This window comes from Brachybacterium sp. FME24 (assembly GCF_014897705.1).
Lineage (GTDB): Bacteria > Actinomycetota > Actinomycetes > Actinomycetales > Dermabacteraceae > Brachybacterium.
In genome coordinates this window covers 137,419-153,760 of sequence record NZ_JABUXV010000003.1, presented here as the reverse complement: position 1 = coordinate 153,760, position 16,342 = coordinate 137,419, and the positions used below count along the sequence as shown (strand labels likewise).

Genomic DNA, 16,342 nt, shown 5'->3' with positions numbered 1-16,342 from the left:
GCTGTCAGTCCTGCTCGAAGGCCTCGCGGTAGCCCCTCTTCGCCCGCTCGAGCAGCTGCGCGCCGGGGGCAGGAGCGTCCTCATCGGTGATGCGATGGCGGAAGACGCGATAAGCCCAGATGGTGTACGCGATGACCACCGGCATGATGAGGCAGAGGGCGATCAGCATGAGCGTGAGGGTGTGCTCCGTGGAGGAGGCGTTCATGACCGTCAGCGAGTTCGCCGGGTCGTTGACGGCCGGCATGACGTAGGGGAACAGTCCGCCGAACAGGGTGATCGTGGCGGCGCCGATCGCGGTGATCGTCGCGAGGAAGGCAGGGCCCTCCTTGCGCATCCGGTTCAGCGCCGCCACCGCGATCAGGGCGACGGCGGCGATCAGCACCGGGATCCAGGTGAGCCCGGAATGCGAGTGCGTCAACTGGTACCAGACCAGGAACGCAGCGCCGGCGACGATCGTGGGCCACACCAGGATGCCGGCGAGGCGGTTCGCCTGCTCGCGCAGGGCGCCGTCGACCTTGAGCGTGAGATACAGGGTGCCGTGCAGCCAGAACAGCAGCACGAACACCACGCCGCCGAGCAGCGCGAAGGGGTTCAGCAGGCCCAGCAGGGACGTGGTTACCCAGCGGTTCTCATCGATCCCGACCCCGGCGACGATATTGGACATCGCCACACCCCACAGCAGCGCCGGCGCGAAGCCGCCGACCACGTGCACGACGTCCCAGGACGTCCTCCAGCGCGCACTGTCGACCTTGTCGCGCCACTTGAACGCGCACACGCGCACGATCAGCACCAGCAGGAGCAGCAGCAGGGCGAGGTAGAAGCCGGAGAACAGGGTCGCGTACCACTCGGGGAAGGCCGCGAACAGCAGTGCACCGCCGGTGATGAGCCAGACCTGGTTGCCCTCCCAGACCGGCCCGACGGTCTTCAGGAGGGTGCCCCGGGCGTCGTCGCCGCGGCGCCAGAAGGCGGCCAGATTCATCTGCACGCCGAAGTCGAAGCCCTCCAGCACGAAATAGCCGAGGAAGAAGAAGGCGATGAGGGCGAACCACAGGGTCTGCAGCACCGTGGGATCGAGCATGGCATCCATGTTCTGGGGTCCCTTCTCAGTAGTCGAAGGAGAGGGTCGGGGTATCCAGCTCGTCTGTCGTCGCATCCCGCTTCGGCAGCGGTACGCCCTTCAGGGCCGCCTTGCGCATCATCAGGAACCAGATCACGGCCAGCACGCCGTAGACGAGGGTGAAGGCGATCAGAGAGGTCGCCACCATCCAGGCGGGATGGCTGGAGACCGCTTGGGTGGTCATCAGGCGGACCGTGGGATCGTCCGGATTCGGGTGGACGACCCAGGGCTGGCGGCCCATCTCGGTGAACACCCAGCCGGCGGAGTTCGCGAAGAACGGCATCGGGATCGACAGCACCGCGAACCATCCGAAGAGCTTCGAGCCGGTGGTGCGTGCGTTCTCGCCTTTGCCTCGGGTCAGCCACAGCGCCCAGAAGGCGAGGATGCCGCTGAAGGCGGCCAGGCCCATCATGAGGCGGAAGGACCAGTAGGTCACGAACAGGTTCGGGCGGTAGTCGGCGGCGACCTCGTTGCCGTGGATGTCGGTGACGGTCTCGCCGAACTGCTCCTGGTACTGGGCGCTCAGATCGTTCACGCCCTGCAGCTCCGCGTCGACGGTGTGAGTGGCCAGCAGCGAGGTGACGTAGGGGACCTCGATGAGGTGGGTGACGCCGTCGCAGTCGGTCGCGAAGGCGTCGGGCCCGCCGACGGCGAGGATCGAGAAGGCGGCGCCCGTCTCTGTATCGCACAGAGCCTCTGCCGACGCCATCTTCATCGGCTGCTGTTTGAACATGATCTGCGCCTGGAAGTCTCCGGAGATCACCAGCACCGAGGCGGAGACGAACATGGCGAGGACCCCGAAGCGCACGACGGGCCGGAACAGGTCACGGGCCGCCAGGTGGTGGTCGTGGCCCTCGGGGCTCTCCAGGCCGATCTCTCGGGCCTTGTTGTGGTGGCGGACCATGTGCCAGGAGGCGACCCCGGTGACGAACGCCGCGGCCACCAGCCAGGCACCGGAGACGACATGGGGGAACGCGGCCAGGGTGGTCACGTTGGTGAGCACGGCCAGGAGCGATCCCTGGGACGGGTCGAGCTCGGCGCGACCGGTCTCGGGGTTCAACGCGGCGCCCACGGGATGCTGCATGAACGAGTTCGCGGCGACGATGAAGTAGGCCGAGGCCGTGGTGCCCGCGGCGACCGCCCAGATCGTGAGGAGATGGATCCTCTCGGGCAGCTTGCCCCAGCCGAAGATCCATAGGCCCAGGAAGACCGATTCCAGGAAGAACGCCACCAGGCCCTCGAGGGCCAGTGGGGCGCCGAACACGTCGCCGATGTACCGGGAGTACTCCGACCAGTTCATCCCGAACTGGAACTCCTGCACGATGCCGGTGGCGATACCGATGCCGAAGTTCACGATCAGCATCGACCCGAAGAACTTGGTCATCCGCATCCAGGCATCCTTGCGGGTGGGGTCCTTGGAGGCCACCGCCATGGTCTGCATCATGGCGACCAGGAGCGACAGGCCGATCGTGAGCGGTACGAAGATGAAGTGGTACACGGTGGTGATGCCGAACTGCCACCGTGCGATATCGAGGGCTTCCATGAATCCTCCCGGGAGAACGGCTCGCTGTGAAGAAACTTAGGCGATGGGCTCCGGCGCTCTGGGGACCATGGTCCCCCTGTACGGGTGCAGCGGCCAGTGCCCGTGCCTGCGGAGTGCGGATCGAGGTGTGGGACACGTCGGCCGGCAGCACGCCCCAGGACGGCGGGCGAGCATGTCGTTCCCTGCGCGAGGTGCGTGCTGTGCCATACTGACCGCGGCACTCTCCTGCTCCGTACCGGGTGGGGGAACCTCCCGGCGTCGTGACGTCGGAGCACCGGTAACGCGACACGCGGCCGGGTGTGCTCCCGCGATCGGCATCGCAGCGCTTCCTCCGGGGAGCTGCGCGACGGTGAGGGCTTGAGACTTCCGTCCCCAGGGACGATGACCATACGGGGCCAGGGTGCGCTGGTTCCTTCAGAAGGAGACGGCCGCATGGCTGACAGCACCCATAATTCCGAGAACGATTCGTCGGAGACGACTGCCCCCGCACCCCCTGCGCGACGTCGTCGCCGGGCCGGCGCCCCTGCCGGAGCCCCCACTCCTGCGGCGGCCGCCGCACAGGTCGAGGCTCCTGAATCGACGGCGCCGCGCACAGTCGTGGCGCACCAGAGCGAGACCACGCCGGAGCCCGTCGCGGCTCCGACCACCACGAAGCGCCCGCGTCGTCGTGCCGGCGCCGCAGCCGGCGCCCCGGTGGTCCCGGCGCAGCCGGTGGCAGAGTCCGTGGCAGAGCCCGAGCGCGAGCCGGAGGTCGAGGCCGAGGAGCTGCCCACCCCGGAGCCCGCGACCGACGAAGTCGACGCGGGCGACAACCCCGTCGTCGGCGACCTGCGCGCCCTCGCCACCTCTCGCGGTGCAGCCGACGACGCCCACGACGATGCCCAGGATGATCGGGCCCGTCGTCGCGAGCAGGTCCAGATGGACTTCGCCTCGCTGCTCTTCCAGGCGCCCACGCCGCAGCCCCGCACCACCGTCGGCCCGCAGGATGCGCCCGTGGGCGATGCGGGTTCCGCCTTCGAGTCCGACGACGAGGACAGCAACGAGCAGTCCGAGCGGTCCGAGCAGGCAGAGCAGACCGAGACCGAGCAGTCCGGCCGCTCCCGCTCCCGTCGCAGCCGTTCGCGCCGCTCCTCGCGCCGCGGCTCCGGCGGCCAGGACGACAGCGCTGACGAGGACACCCCCGAGAGCAGCACCGACACCGAGGACCCCGACACGGAGGACTCGGACGATTCGGAGTACGCGGACGGCTCCGAGCAGTCCGGCGAGAGCTCGGCCAGTTCACGTCGCCGGCGCCGCCGCGGGGGCCGTGGCCGCCGTGGTCGTGGCCGCGGTGAGGACGACGAGGGCTCGGAGGACGAGGACGACGCCGCCGGGAGCGATGATTCCGCGGAGGGTCACGATTCCGACAGCGACCAGAGCGACGACAAGGACGACAAGGGCGGCGACCGCCACGAGGACGGCTCGTCCAGTTCGTCCAGCTCCCGTCGCCGTCGCCGTCGCCGCCGTTCCAGCGGCAGCAACGACGACCCCACCACCTCGGATGACCCGCCGAACACGGTGGTCAAGGTCCGCGAGGCCCGCGAAGCGCGGGAGGCGCGCGACGAGGTCAAAGCCGTCAAGGGCTCGACCCGTCTCGAGGCCAAGCGTCAGCGCCGCCGTGAGGGCCGCGACAACGGCCGCAAGCGCAACGTCATCACCGAGTCCGAGTTCCTCGCCCGCCGGGAGTCGGTGAAGCGATCCATGGTGGTGCGCGAGCGCGCCGGTCGCACCCAGATCGCCGTCCTCGAGGACGACGTGCTGGTCGAGCACTACGTCGCACAGAAGTCACAGACCTCGATGGTCGGCAACGTGTACATGGGCAAGGTCCAGAACGTGCTGCCCAGCATGGAGGCGGCCTTCGTCGACATCGGCAAGGGCCGCAACGCCGTGCTGTACGCCGGCGAGGTCAACTGGGACGCCGTGGGCCTGGAGGGACAGCCGCGTCGCATCGAGCTCGCACTCAAGAGCGGCGACCCGGTCCTGGTGCAGGTCACCAAGGACCCGATCGGACACAAGGGTGCCCGTCTGACCAGCCAGATCTCCCTGCCCGGCCGCTACGTGGTGTTCGTGCCCGGCGGCTCCATGACCGGTATCTCCCGCAAGCTGCCCGATACCGAGCGCACGCGGCTGAAGAAGATCATGCGCCAGATCATTCCCGAGGATGCGGGCGTCATCGTGCGCACCGCCTCCGAAGGGGCCAGCGAGCAGGAGCTGACCCACGACGTCGAGCGCCTGCGCACCCAGTGGGAGAAGATCCAGAAGGCGCAGAAGTCGAAGTCCGCGCCGGTGGCTCTCTCGCAGGAGCCCGACATCGCCATCAAGGTGGTGCGTGACGTCTTCAACGAGGACTTCACCTCGCTGATCGTCGAGGGCGGCAAGGTCTACGACGACGTCCACGAGTACGTCTCGGACGTCGCTCCCGATCTGCTCGAGCGCGTCACCCGTCACGTCAGCGAGAAGGACGTCTTCGCCAAGCACCGCATCGACGAGCAGCTGCTGAAGGCCATGGACCGCAAGGTCTACCTGCCCTCCGGCGGCTCCCTGGTCATCGACCGCACCGAGGCCATGACCGTGGTCGACGTGAACACGGGCAAGTTCACCGGCTCCGGCGGCTCCCTCGAGGAGACCGTCACCAAGAACAACCTGGAGTCGGCCGAGGAGATCGTGCGCCAACTGCGGCTGCGTGACATCGGCGGCATCATCGTCATCGACTTCATCGACATGGTGCTGGAGTCGAATCGCGACCTGGTGCTGCGTCGACTGGTCGAGTGCCTGGGCCGTGACCGGACCAAGCATCAGGTCGCCGAGGTCACCTCGCTGGGCCTGGTTCAGATGACCCGCAAGCGCGTGGGGCAGGGCCTCGTCGAGACGTTCTCGGCCACGTGCGAGCACTGCAACGGTCGCGGTCTCGTCGTCGACATCGACGGCGACCACCAGCACGACGGCAACTCCGGCAGCGGCGGAAGCGGCAACGGCGGCAATGGTGGTGGGGACGAGTCCTCGAAGTCCTCCAAGCGCCGCGGCCGACGCACCCGCAGCGGTGGTGCCAAGGAGGAGTCCGAGGGCGAGGAGCGACCGGCGGAGGATTCCGGGGCGGATGTGCATCGCCTCGAGGACGACGCCGACAGTCGCGCGCTCGCCCGCGCCACGATCGCCTCGATCGCGGCGGCCTCCGGGGGGCAGGCGAACCCCGAGGTCACCGTCGACGGGGAGGTCATCTCCGCGGAGGAGCAGGAGGCTCAGCAGGCTCAGGAGGGTCAGCAGACCCCGGATCACCCTCAGGCGTGATGCGTTCCACAGTGTGTGACCGCGTTCTCGCAGGTCGCACCGCCTGTGGTGGTTGACCCGGTGTAGCAGGGATCGTAAGCTGTTCCCTGGCGCAAAACGTGCCGCAGTCGTGTTCCCGGTGACTGCCGCGCGACCGCATCTCCCGCTTGCAGCTCCACGGGGCAGCAGGACCGGTTGACGGTCGCAGGTCCGTGGTGACACCGAGCAGGGCGCACGACTCGAAACGCAGATCGACTTACAAGATGGAGCAGTGACGTGGTGTACGCAATCGTCCGCGCAGGCGGTCGCCAGGAGAAGGTGTCGGTCGGTGACGTCATCGAGATCAACCGCGTGGCAGGCGGGGCGGGCGACAGCATCGAACTCGCTCCCGTGCTGCTGGTCGACGGAGATTCGGTGACCTCCGCCCAGGCCGAGCTGGCCAAGGTGAAGGTGTCCGCAGAGAAGGTCGAGGACCTCCGTGGTCCGAAGATCCGCATCCTCCGCTACAAGAACAAGACCGGTTACAAGAAGCGCCAGGGCCACCGCCAGGAGCTCAGCCGGCTGAAGATCACGGGCATCGCCTGAGCGATCCCTTCGAATACAGAGAAGGATTGATTCCAGATGGCATCAAAGAAGGGCGTTAGCTCCTCCAAGAACGGGCGCGACTCCAACTCTCAGCGCCTCGGCGTCAAGCGCTTCGGCGGCCAGATCGTCGGCGCGGGCGAGATCATCGTGCGTCAGCGTGGCACCAGCATCCACCCCGGAGACGGTGTGGGTCGCGGCAACGACGACACGCTGTTCGCACTGACCGCGGGCACCGTGGAGTTCGGTCGCAAGCGCGATCGTCGCGTGGTCAACGTCGTCGAGACGGTCTGATCACCCGCCCCGGATACCGGGGCACCAGCTGCCTTCGAGGGGCGGAGCCGACTGCTCCGCCCCTCGTTGCATACCTCAACCCCTTGGAGGAACCCCATGGCCACGTTCGTCGACCGCGTTGAGCTGCAGATCGCTGCAGGTTCGGGCGGCCACGGCGCCGCCTCCATCCGGCGTGAGAAGTTCAAGCCCCTCGCCGGGCCCGACGGGGCCAACGGCGGTCGTGGCGGTGACGTGATCCTCGAGGTCCACGCCTCCACGACCACGTTGCTCAGCTACCACCACCGGCCCCACCAGAAGGCCACCAGCGGCGGATTCGGCAAGGGCGACCTGCGCCACGGCGCCCGGGGCGAGGACCTGGTCCTGTCCGTGCCCGATGGAACTGTGGTCACCGCCGAGGACGGCACCGTGCTGATCGACATGATCGGCGTCGGCACCCGGTTCGTGGCAGCTCGCGGCGGCAACGGCGGCCTCGGCAACGCCGCGCTGGCCTCCACGAAGCGCAAGGCGCCCGGCTTCGCCCTGCTCGGGGAGCCCGGGGAGGAGCGTACTCTCGTGCTCGAGCTGAAGTCGGTGGCGGACGTGGCCCTGGTCGGCTACCCGAGCGCCGGCAAGTCCTCGCTGATCGCCGCGATGAGTGCCGCGCGCCCCAAGATCGCCGACTACCCGTTCACGACCCTTGTCCCGAACCTCGGCGTGGTCGAGGCCGGCGAGTTCCGCTACACGGTCGCCGATGTGCCGGGACTGATCCCCGGAGCGAGCCAGGGCAAGGGCCTGGGCCTGGACTTCCTGCGTCACATCGAACGCTGCCACGTCCTGGTGCACGTGCTCGATGCTGCCGCTCTGGAGTCGGATCGCGACCCTCTGAGCGACCTCGAGACCATCGAGAACGAGCTCGCCACCTACGCCGCCAGCCTTGACGAGGAGGCCGAGACCCGCGTGCCGCTCATGGAGCGACCCACGGTGATCGTGCTGAACAAGACCGATCTGCCCGATGGCACCGACATGGCCGACATGGTGCGCGCACGACTGTCCGAGCGCGATGTTCCGGTGCTCGACGTCTCCGCCCTGTCGCACAAGGGGCTGCGTGAGCTCTCCTTCCTGCTCGGCGGCCTGGTCGAGGAGGCACGCGCCGCGCTGCCCGAGCCGATCACCGCGCCCATCGTCCTCACTCCGAAGGCGGTCGACGCCCAGGAGTTCCGGGTGGTCAAGGAGCAGTTCGACGGGGCGACCGCCTTCCGCGTGCAGGGCGACAAGCCCGAGCGCTGGGTGCGCCAGACAGATTTCGCCAACGACGAGGCCGTGGGCTTCCTCGCGGACCGCCTGGCCACCCTGGGCGTCGAGAGCCAGCTGTTCACGGCGGGCGCGGTCGCCGGCTCCACGGTGCTCATCGGTCCGGGCAACGACGCGGTCGTCTTCGACTGGGAGCCCACGATGGTGGGCGGCGCCGAACTGCTGGGCGGGCGCGGCTCCGACCGGCGCGTCGAGGACAACCACCGCCCCACCCGCGACGAGAAGCGCGAGGATCAGCGCGCCAGGACCGAGGCCCGCATGAACCGCATCGCGGCGATGGAGGCGGAACGTCACGCCGGCCACTGGGCCGATCCCTCGAAGGATGGGCAGGACCACTGAGCGCGACGAGCACATCGAGCGGACACGGCGCCGGGCTGCGCCAGCCGGCCCGGATCACGCGGCGCGAGGATCTGGCCACGGCGACCCGGATCGTGGTGAAGATCGGCTCCTCGAGCCTGACGGACGAGCGGGGCCGGCTGGACCAGTCCCGCGTGGCGGACATCGCCGCGATCGCCGCGGACCTCGCCGGGTCCGGCACCGAGGTCGTGATCGTCTCCTCCGGAGCGATCGCGGCGGCGCTGGGCCCGCTGGGCCTGTCCGAACGGCCCACCTCGGTCTCACGGCAGCAGGCCGCCGCGAGCGTCGGCCAGGCACTGTTGGCCACCTCCTGGTCGTCGGCCTTCGGCGAGCACGGCAGGATCACGGGGCAGGTGCTGCTCACGGAGTCCGATGTGATCCGCCCGAAGACCTATCGCAACGTCCGCAGCGCCCTGGAGTCGCTGATGGATCTCGGTGCGATCCCGGTGGTCAACGAGAACGACACCACCGCCACCCATGAAATCCGTTTCGGGGACAACGACCGTCTCGCGGCACTGGTCGCGCAACTGCTCGGTGCCGATGCGCTGTTCCTGCTGACCGACGTCGACGCCCTGTACTCGGCGCCGCCGAAGGAGCCCGGCGCCAGGCGCATCGCCCTGGTCGAGGATGCCGCGCGACTGAGTGATGTGAGCATCGGGTCGATCGGGTCGAAGATCGGCACGGGCGGGATGGTCACCAAGCTCTCCGCCGCCCAGCTCGCCTCCACGACCGGTACCGCTGCGCTGCTGACCTCGGCGGCGCAGTTCGCCGCCGCGACCGCAGGGGAGGACGTCGGCACCTTCTTCCCGGGCCACCATGGCCGGCGCCGTTCGCGACTGGTGTGGCTGCGTTTCGCGACCCGCGGCGCGGGCACCCTGGTGCTCGATGAAGGCGCTGCGCAGGCGGTGCTCAGCCATCGGCGCTCCCTGCTCGCAGTGGGCATCACGGGCGTCGAAGGCACCTTCCCGGACGGCGTCCCGGTGGACATCGCGGCACCGGACGGGCGGGTCATCGCCCGCGGACTGACCTCCTTCAGCAGTGACGAGCTGGGGGCCATGGTCGGCCGCGGCTCCGACGAGCTGCGCGAGGTGCTGGGGGAGCGGTTCCGTCGGCCTGCGGTGCACCGCGACCAGCTGGTGGTGCTCTGAGGGCTCACCGGTCGGCGTGGACGACCTCGCGCTGCGGCGGGTCCGCAGCCCGGCGTTCGCGCGCTCTGCGCACCCGCTCCAGGGCGATTCCCACCACGAGGGCGAGACCGACTCCGATCACCACGCCCAGCAGCGGCTGATCGCGGAAGGCGAAGCCGCCGAGCATCCCGATCCCGACGTTGTAGAGCGCCCATGCGGTGCCGGCGAGCAGGGAGAAGGCGAGGAAACGGGGGCGCGGGTAGCCGATCATGCCCGAGGTGATCGAGAGAGCGGTGCGACCACCCGGGACGAACCGGGCGCCGACGATGATCATCCCTCCCCGGGTCATGAGGCCTTTCTCGGCCCAGACGAAGAGCGCATCACCTGCTCGGCTGCGTCGCAGGCGGCGCGCGATCGGCCCGGCACCGCGCCCCACGTGGTGGGCGGTGAGGTCTCCGATGACCGCTCCTGTGATGGTCACGAGCAGCAGCAGAACCGCGCTCGGAGAGTCCTGCACGACGGCGTAGGCGCCGGCGGTGATGACAGCGGCCTCCCCGGGGACCACCGGGAACACGGAGTCGATCGCGACCAGCAGGAGGACGACCAGATAGAGCCAGGGCGAAGCCATGACACCGTCGAGCAGGTGCATCACGGAGTCCATCGGCGGTCGCGTCTCCTCGGAGTGGGGGCAGGGCGCCGGTGGATCTGCTGAATCTGCCCGGCGAGGTGACGTTACGTGGGCACCCAGGACATTGCCTGGGGGAGAGCCTCGGATCCCCTGGACGCCCCGGTCGGGGTGGGCGTGGCGCCCGTAGACTCGGCCCATGACTGCTGTACCCCGGAACACTCCTGTCGAGCAGGCCGTGCATGAGGCCGCACGGGCCGCGAAGAAGGCCCAGCCGCGCCTGGCCCGTCTGCACCGTGACACGAAGGACGCCGTCCTGCACGCCATGGCCGATGGCCTGGTCGTGCGGGCCGAAGAGATCGTCGCCGCCAATGCGCGGGACCTCGAGGTCGCCGACGCCGCGGGCATCGCGGCCGGACTGCGGGACCGCCTGGCCCTGGACCCGCAGCGGGTCTCGTCGATCGCCCAGCAGCTGCGCGATGCCGCAGGCCTGCCCGACCCGGTCGGTGAGGTCATCCGCGGCTCCGTACTGCGCAACGGCCTCGAGCTGCGCGAGGTGCGCGTGCCCCTCGGCGTGATCGGCATGGTCTACGAGGCACGTCCCAACGTGACGGTCGACGCCGCAGGCCTCGCCCTGAAGTCCGGCAACGCCGTGGTGCTGCGGGGCGGTTCCGCGGCGCTGCACTCGAACACCGCCCTGATCGCAGTGCTGCGCTCGGTGCTCACCGCGCACGACCTGCCCGAGGACCTGATCGTCGGCATCGACGAGCACGGCCGCGAGGGCGTCGACGCCCTCATGCGCGCTCGCGGACTGGTCGACGTGCTGATCCCCCGCGGCGGAGAGGGCCTGATCCGTCGAGTCGTCGAGAACTCCCTGGTCCCGGTGATCGAGACCGGTACCGGGAAGACCCACATCCTGGTCGATGCGAGCGCCGATCTCGAGCAGGCCGTACCGATCGTCGTCAACTCCAAGACCCACCGGGTCGGCGTGTGCAACGCGCTGGAGACCCTGCTCGTGCACCGCGACATCGCGGGCACCGCACTGCCTCGGTTGGCCGCCCCGCTCGCAGAGGCCGGGGTGCGCCTCCACGCCGACGAGGAGTCCGCCAGGATCCTCACCGAGTCGGGCACCGCTGCCGAGGTGCTTCCCGCGACCGCCGAGGATTGGGACACCGAGTACCTCGCCCTCGAGCTCGCCGTGAAGGTGGTCGACGACCTCGACGAGGCGCTCGACCATATCCGCGAGCACTCCACCGGGCACACCGAGTCGATCCTCACCCGCGACCTGATCTCCCAGCAGCGCTTCCTCGCAGAGGTCGATTCTGCGGTGGTCATGGCCAATGCCTCGACCCGCTTCTCCGACGGCGGTGAGTTCGGCTTCGGGGCGGAGATCGGCATCTCCACCCAGAAGCTCCACGCGCGCGGTCCCATGGGCCTGGTGGAGATGACCACCGGGAAGTGGCTCGTGGTCGGGCAGGGCCACGTGCGTCCGTGACCGCGCTCCCATCGAACGCCGTCGGGCGTGACTGTGCTCCCCGCTGTGGGATGATGGGCCGGTCACTCGTGGAAAGGCTCTCCAGAACATGATCGACCAGCTCATGATCCTCGCCGAGACCGGCGAACACGCCACCGGTGGGGTCACCCCGCCGATGGTGGGTATCGGCGTCTTCATCATCATGATGATCCTGCTCGGGATCACCTACCTCACCGGCGGCACGCACCAGCGCAAGCGCGGGGAGTCCGACAAGCACGGCGATCACTGATCGACGTGGAGCAGCAGCGACGCCGGATCGGCGTGATGGGTGGGACCTTCGATCCCATCCACCACGGCCACCTCGTCGCAGCCAGTGAGGTCCAGAGCGTCTTCGGTCTGGACGAGGTCGTCTTCGTCCCCACCGGACGCCCCTGGCAGAAGGCCGATCGGGAGATCTCCGACCCCGAGCACCGGTACCTCATGACCGTGGTGGCGACGGCCGCGAACCCGGTGTTCACCGTCTCCCGCGTCGACATCGACCGCCCCGGCTCCACATACACGATCGACACCCTGCGCGATCTGCACCGCCAGCAGCCCGATGCGGATCTCTTCTTCATCACCGGTGCCGATGCGCTGCAGTCCATCCTCACCTGGAAGGACTCCTCGGAGATCTTCTCCCTGGCGCACTTCGTCGGCGTCACCCGTCCCGGCCACGAGCTCGACACCTCCGGGCTGCCGGCGGACGGGGTCACCCTCATCGAGGTCCCCGCGATGGCGATCAGCTCCTCGGATTGTCGCGTGCGGGTCGCCGCCGGAGAACCCGTCTGGTACCTCGTGCCCGATGGCGTCGTCCAATACATCAACAAGTACGCCCTCTACACAGGAGGTGACGGCGATGACTGAGTCCGACACCACCCCGCGGCGCGGCCGCCGCGCCCGTGCACTGAGCCCCGAGGAGACTGCCGCCCTGGAGTCCCGCGGCGCCGACGCGGCCACCGACGATCCCGCGCCCGTCCCCGGGGTGCGCGGCGCCGTCGCCCCGCCGACGGCCGAGGCCCCCGTGCCCACGCTGCGCAAGTTCGGCCGTCGCGCGCGCATCATCGAGCTCAGCGAGGACCCCACGGATCCCGAGGCCACGGCGGCCTTGGCTCCGGTCCCCGACGAGAAGCCCGCGAGCGATGCGTCGATCGCGCCGGCCCCGGCCGCGGGCCCCGCGCCCCGGACCGCGGTCGTGGACCGCGACCAGGACGGTGTCGAGCTCGGGGAGCTCTCGGTGGGAGACGCCCCTGATCCCCGCCCCGCTCCGCGCTTCGACGGGAAGGTGCTGCATCGACCCGAGCGTTCCGGCAACCGCCAGCTGCTGTGGCTCGTCTGGATCCTCATCGCGGTCGCACTGATCGTGCTGATCGCCCTGTTGCTGTCCGGGGTCATCGGCCCCGGTGAGGCGTCCGCCCTGGATGCCTCCGTGCATGACCTGTTCGCCGACCGTCTCGTCCTGGAGGTACCAGCCGCGTGAGTGCTCCCGAAGAATCCCTCGACCTCGCCCGGGTGGCCGGTCAGGCCGCCGCCGACAGGCTCGCCGGCGAGGTGATCGGCCTCGATGTCTCCGAGCAGGTGGTGATCACCGACGTCTTCCTCGTGTGCAGCGGTGACTCGGAGCGTCAGGTCTCCGGCATCGTCGATGGCGTCGAGGAGGCCCTGCTCAAGGAGCGCCGGCGCAAGCCCCTGCGCCGTGAGGGACAACGGGACGCGCGCTGGGTGCTGCTGGACTTCGGCGACATCGTCGTGCACGTCCAGCACGCCGAGGATCGCGCCTTCTACGCGCTGGAGCGTCTGTGGCGGGACGCCCCCGTCATCGACCTGCAGATCGACGCGAACCGTTCGGCGTGACGCCCTCGCATTCCCCGGGTGACCATGTGCGCACCCGCCTCATCCTCGTGCGCCACGGGCAGACGGACTACAACCGTGATGGCCGCCTGCAGGGCCAGGTCGACATCCCGCTGAACGACACCGGGACCCGGCAGGCCGCGACGCTCGCCGCCTCGATCGCGGTGATTCCACCGGACCTGCTCGTGGCTTCCCCGCTGCAGCGGGCCGAGCGCACCGCGAGCATCGTCGGCGAGGCCAGTGGCCTGGACGTGACCACCGATGCGGCGTTCCTCGAGCGCGGCTTCGGGCGCTGGGAAGGTCTCACGGGCGAGGAGATCCGCCGGCACTGGCCGACGGAGCACGCCGACTGGCGCGCTCACCGCCCGGTGGTGGGCCTGGACGTCGAGGACCGCCCCGAGGTGGGCGACCGCGTGGCGGCAGCCTGCCATCGACTGGTCGCGGAGAACATCGGGCGCACGGTCATGGTGGTGGCGCATGGCGCCGCGATCACCCTCGGCATCACCACCATGCTGGGGCTGGACGCCGACGGGTTCCGCGGCATCGCTGGACTGGAGAACTGCCACCGTTCAGTGCTGGAGCCGCTGCAGTCCGACACCACCGGACGGCTCATGAGGTTGGTGTCACACAACCTGGCTCCCGATTTCATCTGAGCTCGGGATCGGGGTAATATCGACGAGTCGCCTGCTGAGGGCGGCGCCCGATACGGGGCTATGGCGCAGTTGGTAGCGCGCTTCCATGGCATGGAAGAGGTCGGGAGTTCGAATCTCCCTAGCTCCACTCGAGAAACCGTGAGACAGTGACTCGTCGAGAAGGCCCCACCGCGAGGTGGGGCCTTCTTGCTGTGCCCTGACGGTATGGACGCCACCCGCTTGTGACCGTTGAGCGGTCTTGAAGGCGTCATGCCGTGCCGAAGGTCGCAACAGTTCCACTCAACTCGGCCGTGACGTGCGCACCAGGAACAGCGGAGCCGCGAGGGCGAGCACGATGCCGCCCACGGCGATCGCGAGGCCGGTCGATGCCCCGGTGGCGATCGCCCCGAGGACCACGGCTCCGAGCGACCCGGCCGGCTGCATCGCCATGGAGGCAAGGGAGAGCACCGTGGCGCGATGAGGGCCATCGACCTGCCGATGCAGGAGCGACTCGTACGCCACTCCGGCAGCCATGTGCACGACGTAGGTGGCGAGATAGCCGACGATGAGGCCGGCCGCTCCCCAGGCCAGGCCCATCGCGATCACGGTGGCGCCCTGGACCAGTCGCAGTGCGACGGAGATCGGGACCAGCCCCCACCGACGCGTCAGGAGAGGCAGCGCCGCGGCGCCGAGGGCCGAGACGCCCCAGCCCAGCGCCACCACCGGGCCCATGGTGGCGGCGGCGAGGTCGCGATCGGCCAGCAGCTCGGCCAGTCGCACCGGCATGAGCGTCTCGAAGGAGACCATCCCGAAGCCCCAGAACAGCTCGACGGCGATCAGTGCCCGCAGCACCCGGGAGCCGGCAAGCAGGCGGATGCCGTCGCGCACCGCCACGAGGGTGTCCACGACAGGGGATACCCTCCGGGACGGGCCCCCGCGCGGAGGCTCGTCCATGAGTGCTCCGGTCGCCACGATCTGGGCGACAGCGAGGGCGGCGGCCACGAGGAACGGCACCACCAGCGCCGAGTTCGCGCCCCACGGCGCCCAGGCGACCAGAGCGGCCGAGAGCACGGACCCGGCGGCGATCGACCCACCGATCACGCCGCTCGCTCCGCCCAGCCCTGCGGTCACGGCATCGGTGCGGTCGGCGGGCGCTGTGGACTCATGCACCTGGTCGACGAACCAGGCATTCAGCGCTCCGCTGTCCAACGCGCGGAACACTCCGGACAACGCCGCGGCCAGGGCGAGCGCGAGCGGTGCGGTCGCCGCGGCGAAGGCCACATAGGAGCTCAGCGCGACCATCGCGGAGAGGGCGAACAGCGGCCGCCGCCCCACGGTGTCGGCCAATCCGCCGGTGGGAAGCTCCAGGCAGAGCACGACGATGCCCTGCACGGCCAGGGCGGCGCCCATCTCGGCGACGGTCATGCCGCGCTGCAGCGGCAGCAGGGCCATCACCGGGATGATCAGCCCAGTGGGCAGCCACCGCAGGGCGGTCAGGAGCCAGAAGCGCGAGCGCAGGCTCATGAGGAGCGGGGCAGCGCCAGGACGTGCAGGGAGACCGGGTTGGAGCCCGCCTTTGTGCGGTACCGCTCGACGAGGGCGGAGATCTCCTCGGTCAGCTCGCGCAGGTCGTCCGGGTCGAGCTCCAGCAGGTAGTCGCTGTGGCCGTATCCCTCACCGGACCCGGTCGCACGCCAGGTCTCGACCCCGTCGGCCAGCACGCGCAGCTGTCGGTCGTGGACCTGGTCGAGGGCTTCGCGGGCTCCGGGGAGCTCGGCGAGGGAATCGGGGAGCGTGGTCATATCGTGGACCGCGCGCCAGCGGCGCTCGCGTCCCGAGGGCTGCTCCACGGCATCGGCGACGAACCCGTAGCGCTCCAGCTGGCGCAGGTGGTAGGACGTCGACCCGCTCGATTCCTCGAGGGTGCGGGCGAGTTCCGTCGCCGTCGCGGGCCCGTCGCTGCGCAGCATTCCCAGCAGGCGCAGACGGATCGGGTGGCTGAGCGCTTTGAGGGTCTCGACGTCTTCGACGACGCGTCGGGTCATGGACATGCGGGCACCCTACAACCGCAAAGCATCCGTTGCAAAGAATGCTTTGCGGTTGTAGCG

Annotated in this window: 16 protein-coding genes and 1 tRNA gene; 12 read left to right on the top strand and 5 right to left on the bottom strand. The window is 69.5% G+C overall.

Annotated features, from left to right (window positions below; genetic code table 11):
- Positions 1-4: 4 nt before the first annotated feature.
- Positions 5-1,087, bottom strand: a complete 1,083-nt coding sequence (cydB, locus tag INT51_RS04385) for a cytochrome d ubiquinol oxidase subunit II (protein ID WP_193103989.1) — start codon at positions 1,085-1,087, stop codon at positions 5-7.
- 16 nt (positions 1,088-1,103) lie between these two features.
- A complete protein-coding gene (locus INT51_RS04380) occupies positions 1,104-2,660 on the bottom strand; it encodes a cytochrome ubiquinol oxidase subunit I (RefSeq protein WP_193103988.1) in 1,557 nt (518 codons plus the stop codon).
- Between the two features lie 432 nt (positions 2,661-3,092).
- Between INT51_RS04380 and INT51_RS04375 the strand changes: the two genes are divergently transcribed.
- The 5 genes from INT51_RS04375 to proB all read left to right on the top strand — a co-directional run bounded on the left by INT51_RS04375 (position 3,093) and on the right by proB (position 9,637).
- Positions 3,093-5,987: an Rne/Rng family ribonuclease gene (locus tag INT51_RS04375; RefSeq protein WP_193103987.1), complete on the top strand. Its 2,895-nt coding sequence runs from the start codon at positions 3,093-3,095 to the stop codon at positions 5,985-5,987.
- Between the two features lie 255 nt (positions 5,988-6,242).
- Positions 6,243-6,551 carry a 50S ribosomal protein L21 gene (rplU, locus tag INT51_RS04370; protein WP_193103986.1) on the top strand — a complete coding sequence of 103 codons (309 nt, stop codon included), beginning with the start codon at positions 6,243-6,245 and terminating at the stop codon, positions 6,549-6,551.
- Positions 6,552-6,587: 36 nt separating this feature from the next.
- Complete coding sequence (gene rpmA / locus INT51_RS04365; RefSeq protein ID WP_193103985.1) at positions 6,588-6,842, top strand: 50S ribosomal protein L27; 255 nt, start codon at positions 6,588-6,590, stop codon at positions 6,840-6,842.
- A 96-nt stretch (positions 6,843-6,938) separates the two neighbouring features.
- On the top strand, positions 6,939-8,471 hold the full coding sequence (gene obgE / locus INT51_RS04360; protein ID WP_193103984.1) for a GTPase ObgE: 1,533 nt from the start codon (positions 6,939-6,941) through the stop codon (positions 8,469-8,471).
- Positions 8,472-8,560: 89 nt separating this feature from the next.
- Positions 8,561-9,637: a glutamate 5-kinase gene (gene proB, locus INT51_RS04355; protein WP_304502078.1), complete on the top strand. Its 1,077-nt coding sequence runs from the start codon at positions 8,561-8,563 to the stop codon at positions 9,635-9,637.
- Between the two features lie 4 nt (positions 9,638-9,641).
- On the opposite strand, the gene INT51_RS04350 is transcribed toward proB, so the two are convergent.
- The gene (locus tag INT51_RS04350) at positions 9,642-10,277 is read right to left on the bottom strand and encodes a DedA family protein (RefSeq protein ID WP_193103983.1); all 636 of its coding nucleotides are present in this window, start codon (positions 10,275-10,277) and stop codon (positions 9,642-9,644) included.
- Between the two features lie 163 nt (positions 10,278-10,440).
- Here INT51_RS04350 and INT51_RS04345 point away from each other — a divergent pair, with 163 nt between their 5' ends.
- The 7 genes from INT51_RS04345 to INT51_RS04315 all read left to right on the top strand — a co-directional run bounded on the left by INT51_RS04345 (position 10,441) and on the right by INT51_RS04315 (position 14,382).
- A complete protein-coding gene (locus INT51_RS04345; protein WP_193103982.1) occupies positions 10,441-11,736 on the top strand; it encodes a glutamate-5-semialdehyde dehydrogenase in 1,296 nt (431 codons plus the stop codon).
- A gap of 88 nt (positions 11,737-11,824) precedes the next feature.
- Entirely contained in the window at positions 11,825-12,004 is a 180-nt protein-coding gene (locus tag INT51_RS04340; protein WP_193103981.1) for a hypothetical protein, read from the top strand.
- Between the two features lie 35 nt (positions 12,005-12,039).
- Entirely contained in the window at positions 12,040-12,618 is a 579-nt protein-coding gene (gene nadD, locus INT51_RS04335) for a nicotinate-nucleotide adenylyltransferase (RefSeq protein WP_226831971.1), read from the top strand.
- A complete protein-coding gene (locus tag INT51_RS04330; protein ID WP_193103979.1) occupies positions 12,611-13,231 on the top strand; it encodes a hypothetical protein in 621 nt (206 codons plus the stop codon). Before nadD ends, INT51_RS04330 begins: the two co-directional genes overlap by 8 nt.
- The gene (gene rsfS / locus INT51_RS04325; protein WP_193103978.1) at positions 13,228-13,605 is read left to right on the top strand and encodes a ribosome silencing factor; all 378 of its coding nucleotides are present in this window, start codon (positions 13,228-13,230) and stop codon (positions 13,603-13,605) included. The genes INT51_RS04330 and rsfS overlap by 4 nt, the downstream gene beginning before the upstream one ends.
- Positions 13,602-14,255, top strand: a complete 654-nt coding sequence (locus INT51_RS04320) for a histidine phosphatase family protein (RefSeq protein ID WP_193103977.1) — start codon at positions 13,602-13,604, stop codon at positions 14,253-14,255. The genes rsfS and INT51_RS04320 overlap by 4 nt, the downstream gene beginning before the upstream one ends.
- Before the next feature lie 54 nt (positions 14,256-14,309).
- Positions 14,310-14,382 (top strand) — tRNA-Ala (locus INT51_RS04315).
- A 152-nt stretch (positions 14,383-14,534) separates the two neighbouring features.
- Here the strand turns inward: INT51_RS04315 and INT51_RS04310 are convergent.
- Both INT51_RS04310 and INT51_RS04305 read right to left on the bottom strand, forming a co-directional pair.
- The gene (locus tag INT51_RS04310) at positions 14,535-15,758 is read right to left on the bottom strand and encodes an MFS transporter (protein WP_193103976.1); all 1,224 of its coding nucleotides are present in this window, start codon (positions 15,756-15,758) and stop codon (positions 14,535-14,537) included.
- Positions 15,755-16,285 carry a helix-turn-helix transcriptional regulator gene (locus tag INT51_RS04305; RefSeq protein ID WP_193103975.1) on the bottom strand — a complete coding sequence of 177 codons (531 nt, stop codon included), beginning with the start codon at positions 16,283-16,285 and terminating at the stop codon, positions 15,755-15,757. The genes INT51_RS04310 and INT51_RS04305 overlap by 4 nt, the downstream gene beginning before the upstream one ends.
- Between the last annotated feature and the right edge of the window lie 57 nt (positions 16,286-16,342).

Excerpts from the sequence above, each read along its gene's own strand:
- cydB (WP_193103989.1), bottom strand. The coding sequence starts at position 1,087 with ATGGATGCCATGCTCGATCCCACGGTGCTGCAGACCCTGTGGTTCGCC.
- INT51_RS04380 (WP_193103988.1), bottom strand. The coding sequence starts at position 2,660 with ATGGAAGCCCTCGATATCGCACGGTGGCAGTTCGGCATCACCACCGTG.
- INT51_RS04375 (WP_193103987.1), top strand. The coding sequence starts at position 3,093 with ATGGCTGACAGCACCCATAATTCCGAGAACGATTCGTCGGAGACGACT.
- rpmA (WP_193103985.1), top strand. The coding sequence starts at position 6,588 with ATGGCATCAAAGAAGGGCGTTAGCTCCTCCAAGAACGGGCGCGACTCC.
- obgE (WP_193103984.1), top strand. The coding sequence starts at position 6,939 with ATGGCCACGTTCGTCGACCGCGTTGAGCTGCAGATCGCTGCAGGTTCG.
- INT51_RS04350 (WP_193103983.1), bottom strand. The coding sequence starts at position 10,277 with ATGGACTCCGTGATGCACCTGCTCGACGGTGTCATGGCTTCGCCCTGG.
- INT51_RS04345 (WP_193103982.1), top strand. The coding sequence starts at position 10,441 with ATGACTGCTGTACCCCGGAACACTCCTGTCGAGCAGGCCGTGCATGAG.
- INT51_RS04340 (WP_193103981.1), top strand. The coding sequence starts at position 11,825 with ATGATCGACCAGCTCATGATCCTCGCCGAGACCGGCGAACACGCCACC.
- nadD (WP_226831971.1), top strand. The coding sequence starts at position 12,040 with ATGGGTGGGACCTTCGATCCCATCCACCACGGCCACCTCGTCGCAGCC.
- INT51_RS04330 (WP_193103979.1), top strand. The coding sequence starts at position 12,611 with ATGACTGAGTCCGACACCACCCCGCGGCGCGGCCGCCGCGCCCGTGCA.
- INT51_RS04310 (WP_193103976.1), bottom strand. The coding sequence starts at position 15,758 with ATGAGCCTGCGCTCGCGCTTCTGGCTCCTGACCGCCCTGCGGTGGCTG.
- INT51_RS04305 (WP_193103975.1), bottom strand. The coding sequence starts at position 16,285 with ATGTCCATGACCCGACGCGTCGTCGAAGACGTCGAGACCCTCAAAGCG.